19 protein-coding genes and 1 riboswitch are annotated in these 22,717 nt (G+C 69.5%); of the genes, 14 read left to right on the top strand and 5 right to left on the bottom strand.

Annotation, left to right across the window (positions count from 1 at the left end; all coding sequences use genetic code 11):
- Window positions 1-169 precede the first annotated feature (169 nt).
- The 8 genes from ATL42_RS08860 to ATL42_RS08825 all read left to right on the top strand — a co-directional run bounded on the left by ATL42_RS08860 (window position 170) and on the right by ATL42_RS08825 (window position 9,781).
- Window positions 170-514, top strand: a complete 345-nt coding sequence (locus ATL42_RS08860) for a hypothetical protein (protein WP_098455031.1) — start codon at window positions 170-172, stop codon at window positions 512-514.
- A complete protein-coding gene (locus ATL42_RS08855; RefSeq protein ID WP_098455030.1) occupies window positions 515-997 on the top strand; it encodes a DUF456 domain-containing protein in 483 nt (160 codons plus the stop codon).
- 68 nt (window positions 998-1,065) lie between these two features.
- Window positions 1,066-2,646 (top strand): methyl-accepting chemotaxis protein, encoded by a 1,581-nt coding sequence (locus ATL42_RS08850; RefSeq protein WP_098455029.1) that lies wholly within the window; start codon window positions 1,066-1,068, stop codon window positions 2,644-2,646.
- 45 nt (window positions 2,647-2,691) lie between these two features.
- Window positions 2,692-5,310: a DNA helicase PcrA gene (gene pcrA, locus ATL42_RS08845; protein WP_245862359.1), complete on the top strand. Its 2,619-nt coding sequence runs from the start codon at window positions 2,692-2,694 to the stop codon at window positions 5,308-5,310.
- Window positions 5,311-5,339: 29 nt separating this feature from the next.
- The gene (locus tag ATL42_RS08840) at window positions 5,340-6,017 is read left to right on the top strand and encodes an AIM24 family protein (RefSeq protein WP_098455028.1); all 678 of its coding nucleotides are present in this window, start codon (window positions 5,340-5,342) and stop codon (window positions 6,015-6,017) included.
- Window positions 6,018-6,152: 135 nt separating this feature from the next.
- Window positions 6,153-7,334, top strand: coding sequence for an ADP-forming succinate--CoA ligase subunit beta (sucC, locus tag ATL42_RS08835; RefSeq protein WP_098455027.1), 1,182 nt, complete (start codon window positions 6,153-6,155; stop codon window positions 7,332-7,334).
- A gap of 31 nt (window positions 7,335-7,365) precedes the next feature.
- Window positions 7,366-8,253, top strand: coding sequence for a succinate--CoA ligase subunit alpha (gene sucD, locus ATL42_RS08830; RefSeq protein ID WP_098455026.1), 888 nt, complete (start codon window positions 7,366-7,368; stop codon window positions 8,251-8,253).
- Window positions 8,254-8,446: 193 nt separating this feature from the next.
- On the top strand, window positions 8,447-9,781 hold the full coding sequence (locus ATL42_RS08825; RefSeq protein WP_143556725.1) for a cell division protein PerM: 1,335 nt from the start codon (window positions 8,447-8,449) through the stop codon (window positions 9,779-9,781).
- Here ATL42_RS08825 and ATL42_RS08820 read toward each other — a convergent pair.
- Window positions 9,771-10,325 (bottom strand): hypothetical protein, encoded by a 555-nt coding sequence (locus ATL42_RS08820; protein ID WP_143556724.1) that lies wholly within the window; start codon window positions 10,323-10,325, stop codon window positions 9,771-9,773. The two genes, ATL42_RS08825 and ATL42_RS08820, sit on opposite strands and share 11 nt — an antisense overlap.
- A gap of 129 nt (window positions 10,326-10,454) precedes the next feature.
- Here ATL42_RS08820 and purN point away from each other — a divergent pair, with 129 nt between their 5' ends.
- Complete coding sequence (gene purN, locus ATL42_RS08815) at window positions 10,455-11,135, top strand: phosphoribosylglycinamide formyltransferase (protein WP_098456457.1); 681 nt, start codon at window positions 10,455-10,457, stop codon at window positions 11,133-11,135.
- Window positions 11,136-11,146: 11 nt separating this feature from the next.
- Here purN and ATL42_RS08810 read toward each other — a convergent pair whose 3' ends face one another.
- Window positions 11,147-12,109 carry an NAD-dependent epimerase/dehydratase family protein gene (locus tag ATL42_RS08810; RefSeq protein ID WP_098455023.1) on the bottom strand — a complete coding sequence of 321 codons (963 nt, stop codon included), beginning with the start codon at window positions 12,107-12,109 and terminating at the stop codon, window positions 11,147-11,149.
- A 121-nt stretch (window positions 12,110-12,230) separates the two neighbouring features.
- Between ATL42_RS08810 and ATL42_RS08805 the strand changes: the two genes are divergently transcribed.
- Window positions 12,231-12,965, top strand: a complete 735-nt coding sequence (locus tag ATL42_RS08805) for a TetR/AcrR family transcriptional regulator (RefSeq protein ID WP_098456456.1) — start codon at window positions 12,231-12,233, stop codon at window positions 12,963-12,965.
- Window positions 12,966-12,977: 12 nt separating this feature from the next.
- Window positions 12,978-13,065: riboswitch (ZMP/ZTP riboswitch) on the top strand.
- Window positions 13,066-13,140: 75 nt separating this feature from the next.
- Window positions 13,141-14,820 (top strand): bifunctional phosphoribosylaminoimidazolecarboxamide formyltransferase/IMP cyclohydrolase, encoded by a 1,680-nt coding sequence (purH, locus tag ATL42_RS08800; RefSeq protein ID WP_098455022.1) that lies wholly within the window; start codon window positions 13,141-13,143, stop codon window positions 14,818-14,820.
- Window positions 14,821-14,895: 75 nt separating this feature from the next.
- Here purH and ATL42_RS08795 read toward each other — a convergent pair whose 3' ends face one another.
- On the bottom strand, window positions 14,896-16,203 hold the full coding sequence (locus ATL42_RS08795) for an NAD(P)/FAD-dependent oxidoreductase (RefSeq protein WP_245862357.1): 1,308 nt from the start codon (window positions 16,201-16,203) through the stop codon (window positions 14,896-14,898).
- A 35-nt stretch (window positions 16,204-16,238) separates the two neighbouring features.
- Here ATL42_RS08795 and ATL42_RS08790 point away from each other — a divergent pair, with 35 nt between their 5' ends.
- Window positions 16,239-16,703: a DUF3017 domain-containing protein gene (locus ATL42_RS08790; protein ID WP_143556723.1), complete on the top strand. Its 465-nt coding sequence runs from the start codon at window positions 16,239-16,241 to the stop codon at window positions 16,701-16,703.
- A 111-nt stretch (window positions 16,704-16,814) separates the two neighbouring features.
- On the opposite strand, the gene ATL42_RS08785 is transcribed toward ATL42_RS08790, so the two are convergent.
- Window positions 16,815-18,344: an MIP/aquaporin family protein gene (locus tag ATL42_RS08785; protein WP_169925370.1), complete on the bottom strand. Its 1,530-nt coding sequence runs from the start codon at window positions 18,342-18,344 to the stop codon at window positions 16,815-16,817.
- A 226-nt stretch (window positions 18,345-18,570) separates the two neighbouring features.
- On the opposite strand from ATL42_RS08785, the gene ATL42_RS08780 reads away from it, so the two are divergent.
- On the top strand, window positions 18,571-19,788 hold the full coding sequence (locus tag ATL42_RS08780) for an NADP-dependent isocitrate dehydrogenase (protein ID WP_098455019.1): 1,218 nt from the start codon (window positions 18,571-18,573) through the stop codon (window positions 19,786-19,788).
- 124 nt (window positions 19,789-19,912) lie between these two features.
- The gene (locus ATL42_RS08775; RefSeq protein WP_098455018.1) at window positions 19,913-20,902 is read left to right on the top strand and encodes a malate dehydrogenase; all 990 of its coding nucleotides are present in this window, start codon (window positions 19,913-19,915) and stop codon (window positions 20,900-20,902) included.
- Window positions 20,903-21,031: 129 nt separating this feature from the next.
- On the opposite strand, the gene ATL42_RS08770 is transcribed toward ATL42_RS08775, so the two are convergent.
- A complete protein-coding gene (locus ATL42_RS08770) occupies window positions 21,032-22,456 on the bottom strand; it encodes a glycoside hydrolase family 10 protein (RefSeq protein ID WP_098455017.1) in 1,425 nt (474 codons plus the stop codon).
- Between the last annotated feature and the right edge of the window lie 261 nt (window positions 22,457-22,717).

Genomic DNA, 22,717 nt, shown 5'->3' with positions numbered 1-22,717 from the left:
CGACGAAGATACGGTGTAGATCGGGACACTGTCGACACCGTCCGTATAGCGGACGAACGTCCTGGATGGTGAGACGAAGGTCCTATGGCGACGCGAGAGGCGTCCGAACACCCCCTGGACGGACCTGCAGAGAGTCGCCCCGCACACTACGAGTCCCTACGATCGGCACATGGAAATCCTGTACGACCTCCTCCTCGTCCTCCACCTCGTCGGATGGGCCATCGTCCTCGGTGGCTGGTTCGCCACCCTCAAAGACCCAGGCGTCTACCGCGGCACCCTGCACGGGGTCCTCACCGCGCTCGTCACGGGCATCCTCATGGTCGGGATCGCCAGCGCCTCCGACGAGGTCCACGACCCGAACACCACCAAGGTCGCCATCAAGCTCCTCGTCGCGCTCGCCGTCACCGCCCTCGCTGTCGTCGCCCGCCGCAAGGGGACCGACGTCGCCCCCGGGGTCAAGCACGCCATCGGCGGGCTCACCCTCGTCAACATCGTCATCGCGGTTCTCGTCTAGATGAACGGTCTCTTCGAGCTCCTCGTCGGGCTCGTCATCCTCGTCGGGCTCTTCGGTGCGGTCACCCAGATCATCCCGGGCAGCATCATCGTCCTCGTCGCTGTCGGCGTCTGGTCCGCCGTCACCGGAGGGGTCGCCGCATGGGTCGTCTTCGGCGTCGGTCTCGTCGCCGTCGTCGTCGCAGCGATCATCAAGTACGTGCTCGCCGGACGGCACCTCAAGAACGCCGAGGTGCCCGGCTCGACCCTCGTCGTCGGAGGCGTGCTCGGCATCGTCGGCTTCTTCGTCGTCCCGGTCGTCGGGCTCCCCATCGGGTTCGTCGGCGGCGTCTACCTCGCCGAGCTCTCCCGCCGCCACGACCAGCGCCTCGCCTGGACCTCGACCAAGGCGGCGCTCGCAGCGACAGGAATCACGATCGTCGTCGAGCTCGCCGGGGCGCTGGTGGCGACCGGAGCATGGGTGGTGGGGCTGCTCGTGACGTGAACCTCATCAACCGGTGCGTGCGGTCGATGGGTTGCTGACCGCATACCCGAGGTTAGCGAGTGCCACTGATGTCACGCTTGAGCTCCACGTCGATCATGACCCGCCTCGTGGTCGTCGTCGTCTTGTCCGCCGTCGGGATGGGAGCCCTGTCTCTCGTCGCGTCGCTCATCGTGCGCGACCGGATCATGTCCGAGCGGCAGGACGCCACCCGGACCGTCGTCGAGACCGCGTCCGGCGTCATCGAGTACTTCGGTGCGCAGGCACAGTCCGGCAGCATGACCCAAGACGAGGCGAAGGCCGCCGCGATCGCCGCCGTGCGGGACCTGCGGTACTCCGAGAGCGAGTACTTCTGGATCAACGACATGAGCCCGACGATGATCATGCATCCCATCAAGCCGGAGCTCGAGGGCACAGACCTGTCGCAGAACGCCGACCCCGACGGCAAGCTCCTCTTCGTCGAGATGGTCGACGTCGTCGCGGCTGACGGCGCTGGGATTGTCGCCTACCAGTGGCCCAAGCCTGACTCCGAGGACCCCCAGCCGAAGGTCTCCTTCGTCAAGGGGTACGAGCCCTGGGGCTGGATCCTCGGGTCAGGCGTCTATGTGGACGACGTCCAGGGTGCAGCGCTCGCCGACGCAGGCAGGCTCTTGCTCAGCGCAGCCGCGATCATGGTCGTCACCACCGTTCTGTGCGTCGGGATCGCCCGGTCGATCGTGCGCCCGATCCGCCGCGCCGCCGACGTCCTGTCTGCTGGTGACCTCAATGCCCGCCTCGACGAGGGGCGCGGGCGCACAGAGCTCGAGCACCTCGCAGTCTCGCTCAACACGATGCTCGACCGGTCCTCCTCCGTAGCCGCAGAGGTCTCGGTGGTGGCCGACCAGCTCGCGACCGCCGCGTCTCGGCTCATCGAGAGCGGCGACGGCATCGCGGCAGCGGCAGATTCCGCGACGGCTCAGACCGTCGCGGTCGCAGGGGCTGCGAGCGAGGTCTCCTCGGGGATCGACTCGGTGGCGGCCGGAGCCAGCGAGATGGGCGCCTCGATCGCGGAGATCGCCCAGAACGCGCACTCGGCGGCACGCATCGCGTCGGACGCGGTCCGGGCTGCTGACGCGACGAACCGGACGGTGAGCGCGCTCGGTGAGTCGTCGGCCCAGATCAGCAGCGTCGTGAAGGTCATCACGTCGATCGCGGCGCAGACCAACCTCCTCGCGCTCAACGCGACGATCGAGGCCGCACGCGCCGGCGACGCAGGGAAGGGGTTCGCGGTCGTCGCGGGGGAGGTCAAGGACCTCGCCCAGGAGACTGCGCGAGCGACCGACGGGATCTCCGAGCAGGTGGTCGCCATCCAGAGCGCGGTCGAGCAGGCGGCAGGAGAGATCTCGCAGATCTCCGACATCATCGGCAGGATCAACGACTTCCAGGTGACGATCGCCGGCGCGGTCGAGGAGCAGACCGCGACGACGAACACCATGGCGCAGACGGTCGCGGCCGTCGCCGGCGGCGGGCGGAGCATCGCCACGACCCTGCAGAGCGTCGAGGACGCGTCGAGGACCACGTCCCGCGAGATCGGCACGATCCGTGATGCTGCGCGCGAGCTGGCCGAGACCTCGGACAAGCTCCAGACAGCCGTGGCGGCCTTCACCCGGTAGGTCGTGGCGAGCAGCGTGGGCGACCCGGCCTAGGCTTGTATGTCTATGACATCGCTCTTCGATCACCTTCCTGGTTTCAACGCTGCGTTCGGTGTGCCCGAGCCCGCGACGCCCCTGACGTCTCCGGCGGGCGGCTCGGACGACGGCGCGCCAGAACCTGCTCCGCCCGCGCGCGCTTCGGCGCGGGCGTCGGCGGCGCAGACGGTGGCGTGGGAGGAATCGGCCCAGGACGTCCGGGCCGCGGGAGCGGAGCAGACTGCCGCACTGGTCGAGGGGCTGAACGCCGAGCAGCGCGAAGCCGTGGTCCACAGCGGCGGGCCGCTGCTCATCGTCGCTGGGGCAGGCTCCGGCAAGACGCGCGTCCTCACCCACCGCATCGCGCACCTCCTCGCGACCGGGCGAGCACGCCCCGCCGAGATCCTCGCGATCACCTTCACGAACAAGGCTGCCGCCGAGATGCGCGAGCGGGTGTCGGCCCTGGTCGGGCCGGCTGCAGGCCGGATGTGGGTCTCGACCTTCCACTCGGCGTGCGTGCGGATCCTGCGCCGGGAGGCGGCGGCGCTCGACCTGCGCCAGAGCTTCTCGATCTACGACTCTGCGGACTCGCAACGGTTGCTGACGATGGTCTTGCGAGAGCTCGACCTCGACCCGAAGAAGTACCCGGCGAAGCAGCTCAGCCACAAGATCTCCTCGCTCAAGGACGAGCTCGTCACCCCGGAGCGCTACGCGCTGGAGTCCGGTGCTGCAGACCCGTCGGGCTCGACCGCGAACGACTTCGACCAGACGCTGTCGAACGTCTACACGCGCTACCAGGCGCGGCTGCGCCAGGCCCACGCGCTCGACTTCGACGACCTCATCATGTCGACCGTCCGGCTGCTCCAGGAGCACCCCGCGGTCGCCGAGCACTACCGACGCCGGTTCCGTCACATCCTCGTCGACGAGTACCAGGACACGAACCACGCGCAGTACACGCTCGTCCGTGAGCTCGCCGGAGCGATCAGCGACTCCCGCACCGCCGAGCTCACGGTCGTCGGTGACGCCGACCAGTCGATCTACGCCTTCCGCGGTGCGACGATCCGCAACATCCTCGAGTTCGAGGCCGACTACCCGAGCGCACGCACCATCCTCCTCGAGCAGAACTACCGCTCGACCCAGAACATCCTCTCTGCTGCCAACGCGGTGATCTCGCGCAACCCGGACCGCAAGGCCAAGCGGCTGTGGACCGACGCCGGCGACGGCGCGAAGATCATCGGCTACGTCGCGGACAACGAGCACGAGGAAGCCCGGTTCATCGCGCAGGAGATCGACCGGCTCGGGGACAGCGACGGCGTGCGCCCGGGTGACGTCGCGATCTTCTACCGCGCGAACGCCCAGTCGCGGGCGCTCGAAGAGGTGCTCATCCGCGTCGGGCTGCCCTACAAGGTCGTCGGTGGCACACGCTTCTACGAGCGGCGCGAGATCAAGGACGTCATCGCGTACCTGCGCGCGGTCGCGAACCCCGACGACGACGTGAGTCTCCGTCGGGTCCTCAACGTGCCCAAGCGTGGTCTCGGCGACCGCGCGGAAGCGATGGTCGTCGCGCAGGCGGAGCGCAACCGCTCCTCGTTCGGCGAGGCCCTCGACCATGTCGAAGACATCCCGGGCCTGACCGCTCGTGCGCTCAACCCGCTGCGCACCTTCCGCGACCTCATGTACGGGCTGCGCGAGCTCGCCGAGACCGGAGCCGGCCCCGCGACAGTCCTCGGCGAGGTGCTCGACCGCACGGGATACCTCGCTGACCTACGGGGCAGCGACGATCCCCAGGACGGTACCCGGGTGGAGAACCTGGCCGAGCTGCACGCTGTCGCGAGCGAGTTCGAGGAGTCCGAGCCCGACGGGACGCTCACCGACTTCCTCGAGCGTGTGTCCCTCGTCGCGGACTCCGACCAGATCCCCTCTAGCGACGACGACGGCCACGAGGGCGTCCCGACGGTGGACCCGGGCGTCGTCACGCTCATGACCCTGCACACGGCCAAGGGGCTCGAGTTCCCGGTGGTGTTCCTCACCGGCATGGAAGACGGCACGTTCCCGCACATGCGCTCGATGCACGACGAGGTGGAGCTCGCCGAAGAGCGCCGCCTCGCCTATGTCGGGATCACCCGCGCCCGTGAACGGCTCTACATCTCGCGCTCCGCGGTCCGGTCGGCGTGGGGGACCCCGAACGAGTTCCCGCCGAGCAGGTTCCTCGACGAGATCCCTGACGAGCTGTGGGACTGGCGGCGGCGTGAGTCGAGCATGTCGGTCCTGCGCGGACCGGGTGGCTTCACCGGCGGGTACGGCTCGGGAGGCTACGGCGCTGGCACCCGTCGGCGCTCGTCCGACGACGACGACTTCGGTGCACCCATCGGCAGCGGCACGGCCCGCGGGCGTTCGTCGACCCCGACGGTCTCGTCCTGGAAGAAGCAGGCCGAGCCCACGAGCCCGAGCTTCGGTGCGGGCGGGGGCAAGGCCGAGGGAGACATCCCGAGCCTCGCGGTCGGCGACCGGGTGACGCACGACTCGTTCGGTCTCGGTACGGTCGTCGCCGTCGAGGGCGCCGGAGCCAAGGCGGTCGCGAAGATCGACTTCGGTGCTGACGGCCAGAAGCGCCTGCTCTTGAGGTTCGCCCCCGTCACAAAGCTCTGACACAGCCGACTGCACGCATACTCGTCACCATGCGAAGCGAACTCTTCAACCAGGTTCACAATGCGGTGAACACCGGCGAGCGATACACGCTCCAGAGCTCCAAGATGCTCAAGGTGGCGCTCGGGCCCGACGTCTTGGCGGCGAAGGGCGTCATGGTCGCCTACACCGGGACGGTCACCTTTCACCACGAGGGTGCGGGCAGCGTGGCCAAGCTCATGAAGCGCGTCGTCACGTCCGAGGACCAGCCGCTCATGCGCGTCGCCGGCCAGGGCGAGGTCTACTTCGCACGCGCGGCGAGCACGATCTTCACGCTCCTCCTCGAAGGCGAGGGCATCAGCGTGGGTGGTGGCTCGATCCTCGCGTTCGACGCGAGTCTCACGTGGGACGTGCACCGCACCCGAGGTGCCGGGATCATGGGTGGTGGGCTGTTCAACACGGTCGTCGGCGGGCACGGCACGGTCGCGCTCACCTCCGACGGGCCGCCCCTCATCCTCGACTGCTCGCAGCAGCCGGTCTTCGTCGACACGGATGCTGCTGTCTGCTGGTCGGCGAGCATCACGCCCACCCTCGTCAACAGCATGAACGTCAGGTCGATGCTCCGTGGCGGGTCCGGAGAAGCGGTGCAGTACTCGTTCTACGGCCCGGGCTTCGTCGTCGTCCAGCCGTCCGAGGGTGGTGCCATGCCGGCGTCTGCCGGAAGGGCCTGATCTGTCCCGAAAAGCACACTGTGGCCGAGCAAACACTCGTGGGGGCACCACCAGAGGACGTTCGGCACTACGCTGTGGAGAAAGTGTCTCGATGTCGAGACACCTGTGTACCGGTCGACGAAAGGACGCAGCAGGGTGGACCTGTTCGAATACCAGGCGCGCGACATCTTCGAGAAGCACGGCGTACCCGTGCTTGGGGGAGTGGTCGCCACCACCCCTGAAGAAGCTCGCACAGGCGCAGAAAAGCTCGGCGGAGGAACTGTCGTCGTCAAGGCGCAGGTCAAGACCGGAGGCCGCGGAAAGGCGGGCGGCGTCAAGCTCGCCCACTCGCCCGACGAGGCCGCCGAGAAGGCTGCAGAGATCCTCGGCATGGACATCAAGGGCCACACGGTCCACCGCGTCATGATCGCGGCGGGCGCGAAGATCGCGGAGGAGTTCTACTTCTCTGTGCTCCTCGACCGGTCCAACCGCACCTACCTCGCCATGGCGAGCGTCGAGGGCGGCATGGAGATCGAGCAGCTCGCTGTCGAGCGCCCGGAGGCCCTCGCACGCGTCGCTGTCGACCCGCTCGTGGGCATCGACCAGGCGAAGGCCGACGAGATCGCGACCGCGGCCGGATTCCCGGACGACATCAAGGCGCAGATCGCCGACGCCTTCCAGAAGCTATGGACGGTCTACAAGGAGGAAGACGCGACGCTCGTCGAGGTCAACCCTCTCGTCCGCACCGAGGACGGCTCCATCGTCGCTCTCGACGGCAAGGTCACCCTCGACGAGAACGCAGGGTTCCGTCATGCGGACCACGCAGAGCTCGAGGACACCGCTGCGGCCGACCCTCTCGAGGCGAAGGCCAAGGAGAACGACCTCAACTACGTCAAGCTCGACGGCACCGTCGGCATCATCGGCAACGGGGCAGGGCTCGTCATGAGCACCCTCGACGTCGTCGCCTACGCCGGTGAGCAGCACGGCGGCGTCAAGCCCGCCAACTTCCTCGACATCGGGGGCGGCGCCTCTGCCGAGGTCATGGCTGCTGGGCTCGACGTCATCCTCGGTGACGCTCAGGTGAAGTCGGTGTTCGTCAACGTCTTCGGTGGCATCACGGCGTGCGACGCTGTCGCCAACGGCATCGTCAAGGCGCTCGAGATCCTCGGGGACCACGCGACGAAGCCGCTCGTGGTCCGTCTCGACGGCAACAACGTCGAGGAGGGCCGCCGCATCCTCGCGGACGCCGCTCACCCGCTCATCACCATTGCGGACACGATGGACGGCGGCGCCGACAAGGCGGCCGAGCTCGCCCACGCTGCCGCGACGAACGCCTGACGGCCCGAGTACGAGAGCAGAAGCAGACACCATGGCAATCTTCATCACTGCGGACTCCAAGGTCATCGTCCAGGGCATGACCGGTTCCGAGGGGCAGAAGCACACCACGCGCATGCTCGCCTCGGGCACCAACGTCGTCGGCGGCGTCAACCCGCGCAAGGCCGGCACGTCCGTGTCCTTCGCGTCGGGCGAGTCCACCGTGGACGTCCCGGTCTTCGGGTCGGTCTCCGACGCGATCGCCGCCACAGGCGCTGACGTCTCCGTGATCTTCGTCCCGCCGGCCTTCACCAAGGCCGCCGTGGTCGAGGCGATCGAGGCTCAGATCCCGCTCGTCGTCATCATCACCGAGGGTGTGCCCGTCAAGGACACCGCTGAGTTCTTCACGCTCGCGCAGGAGAAGGGCGTGCGGCTCATCGGCCCCAACTGCCCCGGCCTCATCAGCCCCGGACTCTCCAACGTCGGCATCATCCCGGCGAACATCACGGGCCCGGGCAAGGTCGGGCTCGTGTCGAAGTCGGGGACGCTCACGTACCAGATGATGTACGAGCTCCGGGACTTCGGCTTCTCCACCGCGATCGGCATCGGCGGAGACCCGATCATCGGGACGACGCACATCGACGCTCTCGAGGCGTTCGAGGCCGACCCCGACACCGCTGCGATCGTCATGATCGGCGAGATCGGCGGCGACGCCGAAGAGCGTGCAGCGGCATACATCAAGGAGCACGTGACGAAGCCCGTCGTGGGCTACGTCGCAGGCTTCACCGCACCCGAGGGCAAGACGATGGGCCACGCTGGCGCCATCGTCTCCGGCTCGTCGGGCACGGCGCAGGCCAAGAAGGAAGCGCTCGAGGCCGCCGGCGTCAAGGTCGGCAAGACGCCGTCCGAGACGGCTGCGCTCATGCGCGAGATCCTGTCCTGACCTGCACCATCTGCACCACCCTCGCGTAGCCGTCACGGGCGCGAGCCTGAAGGGTCGTCCTGCCACGTGCAGGACGGCCCTTCGTCGTCCCACGGGCTGCTCCGGCTCGCGGGCCGGTGCCGGTGCGTGGTTCTCGGGCGGCTCGCCGGACTGCCTGCCGCGGCGTGCGGACCTCTCGGGGGACCATGAGGGGGTGTCCCCACGCCCCCCCGCCGCGTCGCCGCCACCGGAGCCTGTGGTCGTCGACCGCTTCGGTGCGTTCCGGCGCACCCTCGAGCAGCGCTTCCCGTCGGACTCCTCGTCGGGCTCGGTCCCCGGCGCACCGTCGTCGTGGGTGTCGGGTGCGCTCAGCGGCGTCCAAGCATTCCTCTTCTCGCTCGCGGTGATGCTCGTCCCGGCGGTCGCGATCGCGGTCGCCGGTGCGGCCCAGGCCGGTGACCAGCCCACACCGTGGGGCGGGGCGCTGGGCACAGCGAGCGGCGTCTGGCTGCTCGCCCACGGGGTCCCGTTCGTCACCGGACCGGCGACCCTGACGCTCGTCCCGCTGGGGCTGAGCGCCGTCGCGGTCTTCGGAGCGTTCGCCTCGGCTCGCCGGACGATGCGATCGACGTGGCCGGCCCTGGTCGCGGGGGTGCTCGCCTATACGGTCGGGGTCTGCTTCGTCGCGCTCGTGGCGGGTGCGGGCGAGGTCTCCCAGGTGGTCGCCGCGCTCGGAGGCGGTCTTCTGGTCGGGGCTCTCGGGCTCGGGGCAGGGGTGCTCACGCGCCCGGACGCCGGTCACCTCCGTCGGAGCTCCGCCGCACTCATCGGGCGGCTGCCGCTGAGCCTCTCCGTCGGCCTGCGCGGTGCCTTCGTCGCCGCTGCGCTGCTCGTCCTGACGTCCTCGCTCCTCGTGCTCGTGTGGGTGCTCTCCGGCCGGTCTGCGAGCCGGGACGTCGTCGCGGCGCTCGGGCTCGACGGGCTGAGCGGTGTGTCGCTCGCGGTCGCCCAGCTCGCGCTCGTCCCGGACCTCGTCGTCTGGGCGCTCACGTGGCTCGCGGGTCCCGGTTTCGCGGTCGGTACGGGGACACACTTCGGGATCGAGGGCGTCACGTCGGGACCGCTCCCGGCGCTCCCGCTCCTCGGGGCGCTCCCTGGTCCGTCGGCGGGCGGTGGGCCGGGCGCATGGGCACCGGTCGTCGTGGTGGTCGTGGGCGTCGTCGCAGGGCTGGTCGTCCATCGCGCGCTCGAGCGGATCGCGTGGTGGCACGTGCTCGTGCTGGCACCGGTGTGCGGGCTCGGGGCTGGGGTCCTCAGCGGGGCGCTCGTCGCCTTCGCGTCAGGTGCTGCGGGTCCTGGCCGGCTCCAGGACGTCGGTGCGTCAGGAACCTTCGTCGGGCTGTGCGTCGCGGCGCTCGTCGCGCTCGGGTGCCTTCTCGTCCTCGTCGCGGTGCGGCCGGAGGTGCACGGCGCGCTGCGCCGCCTGGTGGCGCGCCGCCCCGGTGGCGCCGGGGCTGCCGCGGACGGGAGCAGCGCCCCTACCCCGTGAGGGAGTCCTGATACGTCTCGAGCGCGTCGCGGTAGTCGGTGAAGCAGCCGATCTGGGCCGAGTGGGTGATCGCCCCGTCCATGCAGGTCTGGCGTGCCATCTCGATGTCCCAGACCGGGATGACGGCGAGCGTCGCGAGACCGAGCGTCACCGAGACCGCCATCCCGGCGGCGATCGCGACGATGAGCGCGCCGCGCACCTTGGCGCGCCAGGCGCGTCGGAGCGCCGTCCCGCCGAGGACGAGGGCGGCCGCCGCGAGCGCGACGCTGCCCATCCGCCACGGGAGCGGTGCGGTGCTGAGGAGGAGGCACGCCAGCAGGACGAGGGCGAAGAGCATGATCCGACGTGAGAGGGGAACCATGATCGCGGGGTCGACAGGCGTGCGTGGTGTGCGGCGTCGGCTGCCGTCCTTCTGCCGTTCGGGAGGCCGGCTGGCCGGTGCGTCGCTGCCCTGCCCGTCGGGTGGCGGTCCGGTGGGTGGGTCCTCGTGGTCGCGAGGAGGGGCGGAGCTGCCCGGAGGCTTCGGCGCGTACGGGTTTGCCATGTGACCATTGTCGCCCATCTCCGCAGGTGCCTCGCCGTCGTGAGACGTTCACCGGCTAGAGTTCCGGGGGTGACGTCATCGCGCCCTGCTCCCCGATCGAACCCGACCGCGCACGGTCACGCGAAGGGCGTGCGCACGCCGTCTGGCCACGCTGTCGAGGTGGTCGGGACAGGCTCGGCGACCGCGCGGCTCGTCGTCCTCGCCTCGGGTGGTGGCAGCAACCTCGCCGCACTCTTGGCCGCGCACGACGACGCCGGGTACGGCGCACGCGTCGTCGCCGTGGTGACGGACACGCCCCAGGCCGGAGCGCTCGAGCTCGCTCGCGACGCCGGTGTCGCGAGCGCGGTCGTCGAGCCGCGGTCCTTCGCCGACCGCGGCGAGTGGGACGTGGCTCTGGCAGAGACCGTGTCCGTCTTCCACGCCGACTACGTGGTGAGCGCAGGGTTCATGCGCATCCTCGGCCCGGCCTTCCTCGCTCGTTTCGGGGGGCGGACGGTCAACACCCACCCGGCGCTCCTCCCGGCGTTTCCTGGTGCGCACGGTGTCCGTGACGCGCTCGCCTACCGGGTGCGTGTCACGGGGTGCACGCTGCACGTGGTCGATGCAGGGGTCGACACCGGGCCGATCATCGCGCAGGTCGCTGTTCCCGTAGAGCCCGACGACGACGAGGCCACGCTGCACGAGCGGATCAAGACGCAGGAGCGTCGTCTGCTCGTGGAGTGGGTCGGGCGCATCGCCCGGGGTGGCCTGCACGTGGACGGGCGAGACGCCGTCGTCGGGAGCGACCGGACGGTGTCGCCGACTCTCTGACAGGCGTCCTCCTACACCGGCTGCGCGGCGTACCACCAGTCCAGGGTCTCGCTCGCGATGGCCTTCCACGACGTGGGGGAGAGGCCGAGGGCGTGCTGCGACGCGGTCGAGTCCATGACGAACGACCGCGAGAACTGGTAGCCGATCTTGTGGATCTCGCGCATCATCGGGACGGCGGCGCCTGCTGCTGCGATCGCCCACAGGGGGATGGCGCTGACCCGGGGCTCGGGGACAGGGCCGGCGCGCCGGGCGGCGACGGCGAAGATGTCGGCGACCTCGCGGAACGAGCGCGGCTCTGGCGAGGGGACGTGCCAGGCGTGGCCCCAGGCGCTCTCCGTCCGGCCGGCGGCGACGAGCGCTGCGGCGAGGTCTGGCAGGTACGTCCAGGTGTGCGGGGCGTCGGCGTTGCCGATGGGACGGATCGTGCGTCCAGCGAGGAGGGGGCTGATGAGGCGTTCGCCGACGTGGGACGTGACGAGGGCGCGTGGTCCGATGTAGTCGCTCGCGCGGACCTCGGTCGCGCGGACGCGACCGGCGAGGTGCCGGCGCTGGGCCTCGCGCCACATGTCGGCGCGGACCTGGGACTTCGGGAGCGTGCTGGACATCGGGGTCGTCTCGGTCATCGGGCCATTCGTGGGGCCGTAGACGTAGAGGTTGGCGGCGGTGACGAGGATCGCGTCGTGTGCCTCGGCAGCGGCGAGGAGCGCTTCGGCGACCGGTGGCCAGTCGGTGAGCCAGCGGTGGTAGGCCGGGTTGGCGCAGTTGTAGAGGACGTCGGCGCCCTGGGTGGCGCGGACCAGGTGTGCCGCGTCGGCCGCGTCTGCGGCGACGTGCTGGGCTCCGGCGGTCGAGGCGTCTCCTTTCTCGGGGCGTCCTGAGCGGCTGACGATGCGGACCTCGTCGCCTGCCGCGAGTAGCTGGGCTGCGGTGGTGGTGCCGATCGGCCCCTTGCCGAGGATGACGTGCAGGGTCATGGTTCTCTCCAAAGTGTGAGCACTGCTCTCTAATGTGATCGATGCTCGCAGAAGTGTCCTGACGCTGTCAAGAGCAGTGATCGGCTGTGCGAGCAGCGCTCTCGCAAGGCAGACTGTCCTGATGAACGCTCCCCGTACCGCACGCGACCGTGCACGCGCAGAAGTGATGGCCGAGCTCGTCTCCGCAGCCAGAGCACGGCTCGACACCGAGGGAGCAGCGGCGCTCTCCCTCCGCGCCGTCGCACGCGACCTCGGCATGGCGTCCTCCGCCGTCTATCGGTACGTCGACTCCCGCGACGCGCTCCTCACCCTCCTCGTCATCGAGGGATACGACGCCGTCGGCGCAGTGTGCGAAGACACCGCCGCGCGTGCCCGGGCCCACGGGGCCGACGCCGCACAGACCTGGCTCGAGGTGGCTCGCGGCGTCCGTGCCTGGGCGATCGCGAACCCACGCATCTTCGAGCTCGTCTACGGCACGCCCGTCCCGGGATACGAGGCCCCGCAGGAGACCGTCGACTCCGCTACCCGGATCTGGCAGGTCCTCCTGACGACCGTCCGCGGTGCCATCGCCGACGGCTCCCTCCAGAGCCCGGGACCCGACTTCGACACCACCGGGCTGCTCGCCGACGACACCCTCGCGTTCCTCGGCACCACCGCAGGCACCGACCCCGAGGACCGCCGAGCGCTCGAGGTCGCCACCCTCCGGTCCTTCACCCTCTTCTCCTCCCTCGTCGGAGCCATCAGCACCGAGCTCTTCGGACACCTGCACAAGGTCGTCACCGACTACGCGCGGACCTTCGACGTGACCATCGCGACGGCAGCCGCAGGCGTCGGGCTCTTCATCGATCTCGACTGAGCCGATAGGATCGGTGGCGGTCGCGACTGGCGAGGGTGGGGTTCACCACCGGGGAGCGGCCGATCGTCCCTGTGCAGCGCCGTCCGCCTGGGCGCCTGGGCATTCGTAGTGACCCGTCGGAGACCACCGTGGCCTCCGCCCCTCACGATCGACCCGCCACGACAGGAGTACGCAGATGTCTGCAGCACCCAGCCCGACCACACCCACCTCGTCCGCCCACCCGACGGCCGCCGCCCCGGCGCTCTCTGACGACGCGCAGCGCCCCGTCCGACGTGCGCTCGTCAGCGTCTACGACAAGAGCGGCCTGAGCGAGCTCGCCCAGGCGCTGCACGCCGCCGGCGTCGAGATCGTCTCGACCGGATCGACCGCAGCGACCATCGCCGCGGCCGGAGTCCCCGTCGTCGGCGTCGAGACGCTCACCGGGTTTCCCGAGTGCCTCGAAGGCCGGGTCAAGACCCTCCATCCCCGCGTGCACGCAGGCATCCTCGCGGACACCCGCAAAGAGGACCACCTCCAGCAGCTCGCGGACCTCGACATCGCGCCGTTCGAGCTCGTCGTCGTGAACCTCTACCCGTTCACCGCGACGGTCGCATCGGGAGCCAGCGCCGACGAGTGCGTCGAGCAGATCGACATCGGCGGGCCGTCCATGGTGCGCGCCGCAGCGAAGAACCACCCGAGCGTGGCCGTCGTCGTCGACCCGGCCGGCTACCCCGCGGTCGTCCAGGCGGTGCAGTCTGGCGGGTTCACCTACGCCCAGCGCAAGGCGCTCGCCGCCGAGGCGTTCGTCCACACCGCGACGTACGACGTCGCTGTCGCGAGCTGGATGAGCAGCGTCGTGTCGCCGACAGACGCCGTCGTCACACCTGACGGACCCGTCGCCTCCGGCTTCCCGGCCTGGATCGGGGCCACGTGGAACCGCTCCGACGTCCTGCGCTACGGAGAGAACCCCCACCAGCGCGCGGCCCTCTACACCGACGGTGACGGAGCCCCCGGCCTCGCGCAGGCGACCCAGCTCCACGGCAAGGCGATGAGCTACAACAACTACGTCGACGCCGACGCCGCCTGGCGCGCTGCGCACGACCACGCGCGCCCCGCCGTCGCGATCATCAAGCACGCCAACCCGTGCGGGATCGCTGTCGGCACCGACATCGCCGACGCGCACGCCAAGGCCCACGCGTGCGACCCGCTCTCCGCGTTCGGCGGCGTCATCGCGTCCAACGGCGTCGTCACGCGGGCGGCCGCCGAGCAGATCGCGCCGGTGTTCACCGAGGTCGTCGTCGCTCCCGGCTTCGAGCCAGAAGCCCTGGAGATCCTCACCGCCAAGAAGAACATCCGCCTCCTCCAGGTGGACGGGCCGCCCCGCGCCGGGATCGAGACGCGAGCCATCAGCGGCGGGCTGCTCGTCCAAGCGGTCGACCGCGTCGACGCCGCAGGCCCGGACGGCGGCGACGCGCCCTCGTCGTGGACGCTCGCGGCAGGCCCGGCCGCCGACCCGGAGACGCTCGCGGACCTCGAGTTCGCATGGCGTGCCGTGCGTGCGGTGAAGTCCAACGCGATCCTCCTCGCCTCTGGCGGCGCGTCTGTCGGAGTCGGCATGGGACAGGTCAACAGGGTCGACTCCTGCCGGCTCGCGGTCGAGCGGGCGAGCTCGGGAGACGTTGAGCGCGCCCGTGGCGCAGTCGCGGCGTCCGACGCGTTCTTCCCGTTCGCCGACGGGCTCCAGGTCCTCCTCGACGCGGGCGTCCGTGCCGTCGTGCAGCCTGGCGGGTCGGTGCGCGACGCCGAGGTCGTCGCCGCAGCGGACGCAGCAGGCGTCACGCTCTACCTCACCGGTACGCGCCACTTCGCGCACTGAGCAGGTCGAGAGGCTGAGCAGGTCGGTCCGGTGGGCTCCCGCCCACCGGACCGGTCTCGCTGCGGCGACCCGGTCTCAGGCTCGAGGCGAGGCAGGTACGAGCGACCGCAGCGGCCTGCTCGCGTCGCCGGCCAGGTCGAGGTCGACCGTCACCGGTCCGTCCGCCATGAGCCGCCGCGCACCACCGACCTCTCGCGGAGAGTCGACCACGAGGATCCCGGTCACCGCCCCGTACGGGGCGACGTAGAGGGCGCTCCAGCCCTCGTCCTGCGTCGTGGGTCCACCCCGCAGGACGACCTGGTCGCGTGCCGGGTCCGGCAGCCCGAACAGGGCGAGGTCGTGGCCGAGCTGGCGAGAGAAGACGTACGGTGCCGCCGTCGCTCCGACGGGTGGCACACCGAGGACGCTGCGTGCCACCCGGTCGGGGTCGAGCAGGGCTGCGGACCAGTGGCCGCCCGGCACCCGCTCCCACGCAGGGTCCTCACGCGTGGCGCAGTCGCCGACGGCGAACACCGGGGCACGCTCCACCGCGCCTTCGTCGGGATGGGAAAGCACCCGTCCGTCGGCGCCGGTCTCGATCGCCCCACGGGCGTCCATCGGCAGGACACCCTGCAACCAGTCCGTGGCAGGTCTGGCCCCGATCGCTGCAAGGACGACATCGGCCTCGACGAGGCGCGCCCTCCCGTCACCGGTGAGGACGTTCACGCCCTCGGGACCGACGCTCGTCACGGCGCTCGACGTCACGAGGTCGACCCCCGCCGCCGCAAACCACGGGGTCAGCAGCGCGCCGACACGGTCGCCGAGCTGGCGGTGCAACGGCACCGGAGCCGCTTCCACCACGCTCACGCGACAGCCGGCCGCGACGGCAGCGCCGGCCACCTCGGCACCGATCCAGCCAGCACCGACGCACACGAGACGGGTCCCTGGGCGCAGCCTCTCCCGAAGCACCTCGGCGTCGTGCGCGTCGTGCAGCGAGAGCGCAGGTCTCCAGTCCACCGGCCGAACAGGGCGAGAACCGCAGGCCACGACGACCACGTCAGCGGTGATCGCCCGCCCGCCGACGGTCCGCACGGTCGCGTCGCGCGCTCCCACCGTGAGACTGGCCGCTGCGTCGTCGAGGACGACCTCGTCCGCCAGGACCGTGACATCGACGCCCAGCTCGTCGGAGACCCATGCCGGCTCGGGCAGTGAGAACAGGGCCTTAGAGAGCGGCGGGCGATCGTAGGGGAGGAGGCCTTCGTCGCCGAGCACCGTCAACCTGCCGCTGAAACCGTGCGTGCGCAACGCAGCGACGGTCTGCGCACCGGCCAGGCCAGCACCGACCACGAGGATCGAGGACGGCATCGGACGCACGTCAGGGACGGACGAAGGCGTGAGGTGCATGGAGGCAACGGTAGTCTCAGTGCGGTGGAGAGCGTGTGAATGCGACGGGTAGCGTGATGGTCGACGACGAAGGACTGGGCAGGCTGCGCGAGAGCGCAGCGCAGGCTCGGCCGAGCCCTGGGCCGGTCGACGAGCCGGAGGAGCCCGGCGTGGCACCAGAGGACGCTGACGGCCCGGTCGCCTGGCGCCCGACGGGCGTCGGGGTGGACAGTGCGCAGTCTCCCCGGCATGCTCCCAAGCCTGTGGTGCGCCGCGAGACCGCGATGTGGGTCGTGTGCGTCGGCGTGGTCGGAGTGGTCCTCGTCGCGCTCGTCTTCGGTGCGCGCGAGTCGGCGCTGGCTCTGGCCGCGCTCCTCGTCGGGGGAAGCGTCGCGCGTGCTGTGATCCCTGGTCCCGGACCGATCGGGATCACCGTCCGCTCCCGCGCCGTCGACGTCTTCATGTTCGCGGCCCTCGGTCTGATGATCGCCGTCCTCGCGCAGACTGCTCCGAACATCTAGTCTGCCGCGGCGCCCGACGGTCGAGCCCACGGGAGCGCCCAGGTACGACGATGCCCGGCGTCGTCTGCACCACAGGCTGGTGCAGACGACGCCGGGCATCGGCCTGTCGTGCTACTTCGTGGACTCGGCCGAACCGTCGGATCCGCTGTCGACGGTGCCTGGCGTGGCGGTGGATTCCGTCACGGGGGCAGCGTCGGTGGCAGGCACCGCGTCAGCGGCGGGAGCCTTGGCAGCAGCCGTGGCCTTCTTGACCGGGGCCTTCCGGGGAGTGGTGGCCTTGGCCGGAGCCTTCTTGGCCGGGGCCTTCTTCACCGGAGCCGGCGTCGCCTCGGGCGTCGCTGCAGGGGCGACCTCAGGGGTCGTCGCTGCAGCGGTCTCGGACGTCGGAGCCATCTCGGGTGCGGGAGCAGCCTCGGGCGTGGGAGCAGGCTCCGTCGCAGCCTCGCTGCTCGGGACAGGCTCGCCGGAGGTGGCAGCGGAGGTCGCGGGCTCGGTGCTCGCGGGCTCTGTGACCGCAGGCTCCGTGATTTCAGGCTCGGGGCTCACGGGCTCCGTGGTCTCAGGCTCCGGGCTCGTCGGCTCCGTGGTGGCCGTCTCGGTGGACGGCTCGTCGGCAGTCACGACCTCGGTGACGACGACCACCCCGGCGGTCTCGACCTCGGTGACGACGTTCACGTCGTCGTCTTCGCCCTCGAGGGCGTCGTCACGGTAGACGTACTCGACCACGGGCTCGGTCGTCGTGAAGCCGCGGTAGAACAGCGCGGCCACGACGGCGCCGACGAGCGGCGCGGCCCAGAAGATCCACACGTCGCTGAGCGCCCAGCTGTCGGAGAACAGCGCAGCAGCGAGCGAACGGGCGGGGTTGAGCGATCCACCCGAGAGGGGGTAGGCGAGCAGGAGCAGGAAGCCGAACGTCAGACCGACGACGACGGACGTGAAACGGACGCGCGACCGCTTGTCCGTCACGGCGAGGATGACGCCGACGAAGAGCGCGGTGGCCACGATCTCGATGATGCCGACGGCGGCGGCGTCGAACTTCGCGAACGTCGGGACGACGAGCTGGCCGGCGGCCACGGCCTCGTCGATCTGAGCCTGGGTCGCGCCCTGGTCGATGTACGTCTTGAAGAATGCGGCGCTCGCAGCGGTCAACGACGGCGAGTGGTCGCCGAATCCGTTGGCAGTGATGGAGAAGAACTCCTTGAGGCTGCTGTAGGCAGCGCCCTCGCCGGAGGCGAAGGACTTGGGGATGGTGGTGAAGAGGGTGGCTGCAGCCGCGACCGCTCCGACGATCTGGGCGATCCAGTAGACCGGGACGTCCTTCCAGGCGGTCCGGCCGGCGACCGCGTACCCGAGGGTGACGGCCGGGTTGAGGTGTCCGCCAGAGATGTGGCCGACCGACGCCATGCCGGCCATGAGCGCAACACCGAAGCCGAGCGCGATACCGATCGCGCCGGCGCCGCTCAACGTGGCGTAGAGCGTGATGCCGAGGCCGACGAAGACGAGGAGGAAGGTGCCGAAAAGCTCTGCGCCGATGACCGCGAAGGTGCTGGGACGCGCGAGGTCGTCTGCTGGGGAGAGCCGACGGTCGGAGACCGTACGGTCCTCGATGAGGGTCTGCTGCGCAGACGCATCCTGAGACATGTGGATCCTGTCGTGTGTGAGGTTCGGGTGGGGCGGACTGCGGTGTGCGTCAGGTGTCACGCAGAGCGCGGCACCATCGAGCATCGTTCCACCTCAGTCTGAGAAGCGTATGAACGCAGGTCATCTTCCCAGGAGGCGGACCATCGAGCGCAAGATCTCTTGACGTCGAGAAAAATCAAGTAATCTGGACGGTGGCAATCACCAGAGATACAGGAGCGTGCCTCGCATGGGCAAGATCAAGGTAGTAGGGCCGGTCGTCGAGCTCGACGGCGACGAGATGACACGGATCATCTGGCAGTTCATCAAGGATCGTCTCATCCACCCGTACCTCGACATCGACCTTCGGTACTTCGACCTGTCGATCGAGAACCGTGACGCCACGGACGACCAGGTGACGATCGACGCAGCGAACGCGATCAAGGAGCACCACGTCGGCGTCAAGTGCGCGACGATCACTCCGGACGAGGCTCGCGTCGAGGAGTTCGGCCTCAAGAAGATGTGGGTCTCGCCGAACGGGACCATCCGCAACATCCTCGGCGGTGTCGTCTTCCGCGAGCCCATCATCATCTCCAACATCCCGCGGCTGGTCCCGGGGTGGAACAAGCCGATCATCATCGGCCGTCACGCGCACGGCGACCAGTACAAGGCGACGAACTTCAAGGTTCCGGGTGCTGGAAAGCTGACGCTGACGTTCACGCCGTCGGACGGCTCGGAAGAGATCAAGACCGAGGTCGTCACCTACGGTGACGACGGCGGCGTCGCGATGGGCATGTACAACTTCAACGACTCGATCCGCGACTTCGCTCGTGCCTCGTTCGCGTACGGTCTCCAGCGCAGCTACCCCGTGTACCTCTCGACGAAGAACACGATCCTCAAGGCCTACGACGGCCAGTTCAAGGATCTCTTCCAGGAGGTCTTCGACGCGGAGTTCGCCGAGCAGTTCGCGGCCGCCGGGCTCACCTATGAGCACCGCCTGATCGACGACATGGTCGCGTCGGCCATGAAGTGGGAGGGCGGATACGTCTGGGCCTGCAAGAACTACGACGGAGACGTCCAGTCCGACACCGTGGCGCAGGGTTTCGGCTCGCTCGGTCTCATGACGAGCGTCCTCATGACGCCCGACGGCCAGACCGTCGAGGCCGAGGCGGCTCACGGCACGGTGACGCGTCACTATCGTCAGCACCAGCAGGGCAAGCCGACGTCGACGAACCCGATCGCGTCGATCTTCGCGTGGACGCGCGGGCTCATGCACCGTGGAAAGATCGACGGCACGCCTGAGGTCATCACCTTCGCCCAGACGCTCGAAGACGTCGTCATCACGACGGTCGAGTCCGGCAAGATGACGAAGGACCTCGCGCTCCTCATCAGCAAGGACCAGGAGTGGCTCACCACCGAGGCGTTCCTCGCAGCGCTGGACGAGAACCTCGCGGCACGCCTCGCCTGAGGTAGCAATTCCCCGCCGAGTGCGTGATCGTTGACCTGAGACGTCTGTCGTGGTCAGCGGTCACGCACTCGTTCTCTTGCGCCTGCCTGCTGGCCGGTCTGTGTTCTGACAAAGGAGTTGTGACATGAGCCCCACCCCCGTGAACGTCACCGTGACCGGTGCTGCCGGCCAGATCGGCTACGCGCTGCTCTTCCGGATCGCGTCCGGCCAGCTCCTGGGGCCGGACGTCCCCGTCCGGCTGCGTCTCTTGGAGATCCCGCAGGGCGTCAAGGCGGCGGAGGGCACAGCGATGGAGCTCGACGACTGTGCTTTTCCGCTGCTCGCCGGCATCGACATCTTCGACAATCCCCGTGAGGGCTTCGACGGTGCCAACATCGGCCTTCTCGTCGGTGCACGCCCCCGGACCAAGGGGATGGAGCGTGCCGATCTCCTCGAGGCCAACGGGGGGATCTTCAAGCCGCAGGGTGAGGCGATCAATGCGGGCGCGGCTGACGACATCCGCGTGCTCGTCGTCGGGAACCCGGCGAACACGAACGCTCTCATCGCGGCGTCCCACGCTCCGGACGTCCCGTCCTCGCGGTTCAGCGCGATGACGCGGCTGGACCACAACCGTGCGCTGACCCAGGTGGCGAAACGTGCGGGGGTCTCGGTCGACGAGGTCCGGCGTCTGACGATCTGGGGCAACCACTCGGCGACCCAGTACCCGGACATCTTCCACGCCAAGGTCGCTGGTTCTCCCACGACGTCCCTCACCGCCGACGAGCCGTGGCTCGTCGACGAGTTCATCCCGGTGGTGGCGACGCGTGGGGCGGCGATCATCGAGGCGCGCGGCGCCTCGTCGGCCGCGTCGGCGGCGAATGCTGCGATCGATCACGTGCACGACTGGGTGAACGGGACGCGCGAGGGCGACTGGACCTCCGCCGGGATCGTCTCTGACGGTTCCTACGGCGTGCCGGAGGGCCTCGTGTCCTCGTTCCCGGTCGTCTCGCACGGCGGCGACTGGGAGATCGTCCAGGGCTTGGAGATCGGTGAGTTCTCGCGAGCGCGCATCGACGCCTCGGTCGCCGAGCTCGTCGAAGAACGTGACGCGGTCCGCGCGCTCGGTCTCGTCTAGATCGTCTCTTCGAGGGTGTAGAAGGTCGTACGACGAGATCGTGCTGCGCACGGTGATGCGGATCTGCGTGCAGAGAGGGGCGGTGACGGGTCGGCCCGTCACCGCCCCTCTCTCGTGCAGGTCGTGCGGTCAGCCGGTCGTGCAGGACACCGCTGACGGCGCCGGTGCGGTTCCCGCGCCGATGAGTCCGAAGGTCGTCGAGGACCCGGCAGCGACTGTCGCGTTGTAGGGCGCGTTGGTCACGGTCGAGCCGCTGAGCTGTCCGTTCCACACCTGACCCACGGTGGTTCCCGCAGGCAGCGTGACCGACCAGCCGCTGATCGCGGTGGGCCCGGCACTGACGGTGACGCTCGCCTGGTAGCCACCGGGCCAGGAGTTCGCGACGCTCAGCGCTGCTGTGCAGCCGTCGCCGGGCTCAGGCGTCGGTGTCGGTGTCGGAACAGGCGTAGGGGTCGGTGTCGGTGTCGGTGTCGGAACAGGCGTCGGCGTCGGCGTCGGCTCCGTCGTGACGGAGTTCAGCTGGTCGAGCACCGCAGTGTAGGCAGCATTCTTGGTGCCATCACCGTCGAACAGGAGCGGGGTGCCGCTCGCTCGCCAAGAGTCGGTGTCGCGCACTCCCCAGACGCTGATGCCGGTGCACCGGTCGACAGCCTGGCAGGCCTGGACGACGTGCTGGTACTGCTGGGCCTGGGAGGTCCCGGACCCCTCGATGTCGAGCTCGGTGATCTGGACGTCCACGCCGAGGTCGGCGAAGCTCTGCAGCGTCGTCTGGTAGTCGCTCGGGACGGGGGACTGGCTGTTGAAGTGGGACTGGAAGCCGACGCAGTCGATGGGCACGCCGCGGTCCTTGAAGTCCTTGACCATCGTGTAGACGGCCTGGGTCTTGGCATGGCTCCAGTCGTCGGTGTTGTAGTCGTTGTAGCAGAGCTTGGCGGCGGGGTCGGCGGCGCGCGCGGCGCGGAACGAGGCCTCGATCCAGTCGTCGCCGGTGCGCTGGAGGTTGGAGTCACGACGTGCGCCGGACGACCCGTCGGCGAACGCTTCGTTGACGACGTCCCAGGCGTAGATCTTGCCCTTGTAGTGGGTGGCGACCTGGGTGACGTGGTCGAGCATGGCGTCGCGCAGAGCGGTGCCGGACATGGCTTGCATCCAGCCGGGCTGCTGGGAGTGCCAGGCGAGCGTGTGGCCGCGGACCTGCTTGCCGTTGCTCAGCGCCCAGCTCACGATGCGGTCGCCGTCGGTGTAGCTGAACTGGCCCTGGCTGGGCTCGGTCGCGTCGATCTTCATCTCGTTCTCGGCCGTGATCATCGAGAACTCGCGGTTCGCGATGGTCGAGTAGGTCGAGTCGTCCAGCTTGTGGGCGGCGATCGCGGCGCCGAAGTATCGGCCCGACCCGTCTGCAGCGTCTGCGAGCGTCGTGCCCGCTGCGACGGCCGGCAGCGCGGTCATGCCGAGCGCGAGGATGCTGGTCGCGGCGACGGTGCCGACCAGGCTGCGCCGCAGGGGCCGGCGCCGCGACGTGCGTCGTGGTGCCAGTGGTTCTTCGGTGGTCATGGATCCTCCACGTGGGTCCGGTCTTCTCGCGAGCGTCGTCGCTCGGGGAAGAGGCGTCGGTTCGACGCCAGGTCCTACCGTGACCGGGGCAGAAGCGCAGGTCAACGCCTTTCGGGAACTTTCGGGAACTTTCGCGATAGCCTAAACGTTTTGGGGTGCAACGTGGTTGCAGCGATGCGGTGATTAGCCGCAGAGTGGGGTATAAGCCCTTCGCTGATGCAAGCGTGGTGTGACGTTTCATGAAGGAATGCGCTTTCTAGA

The organism is Sanguibacter antarcticus, from assembly GCF_002564005.1.
GTDB lineage: Bacteria > Actinomycetota > Actinomycetes > Actinomycetales > Cellulomonadaceae > Sanguibacter > Sanguibacter antarcticus.
Note: the sequence above shows the minus strand (reverse complement) of the source record. Positions and strands in the feature narration are given on the sequence as shown.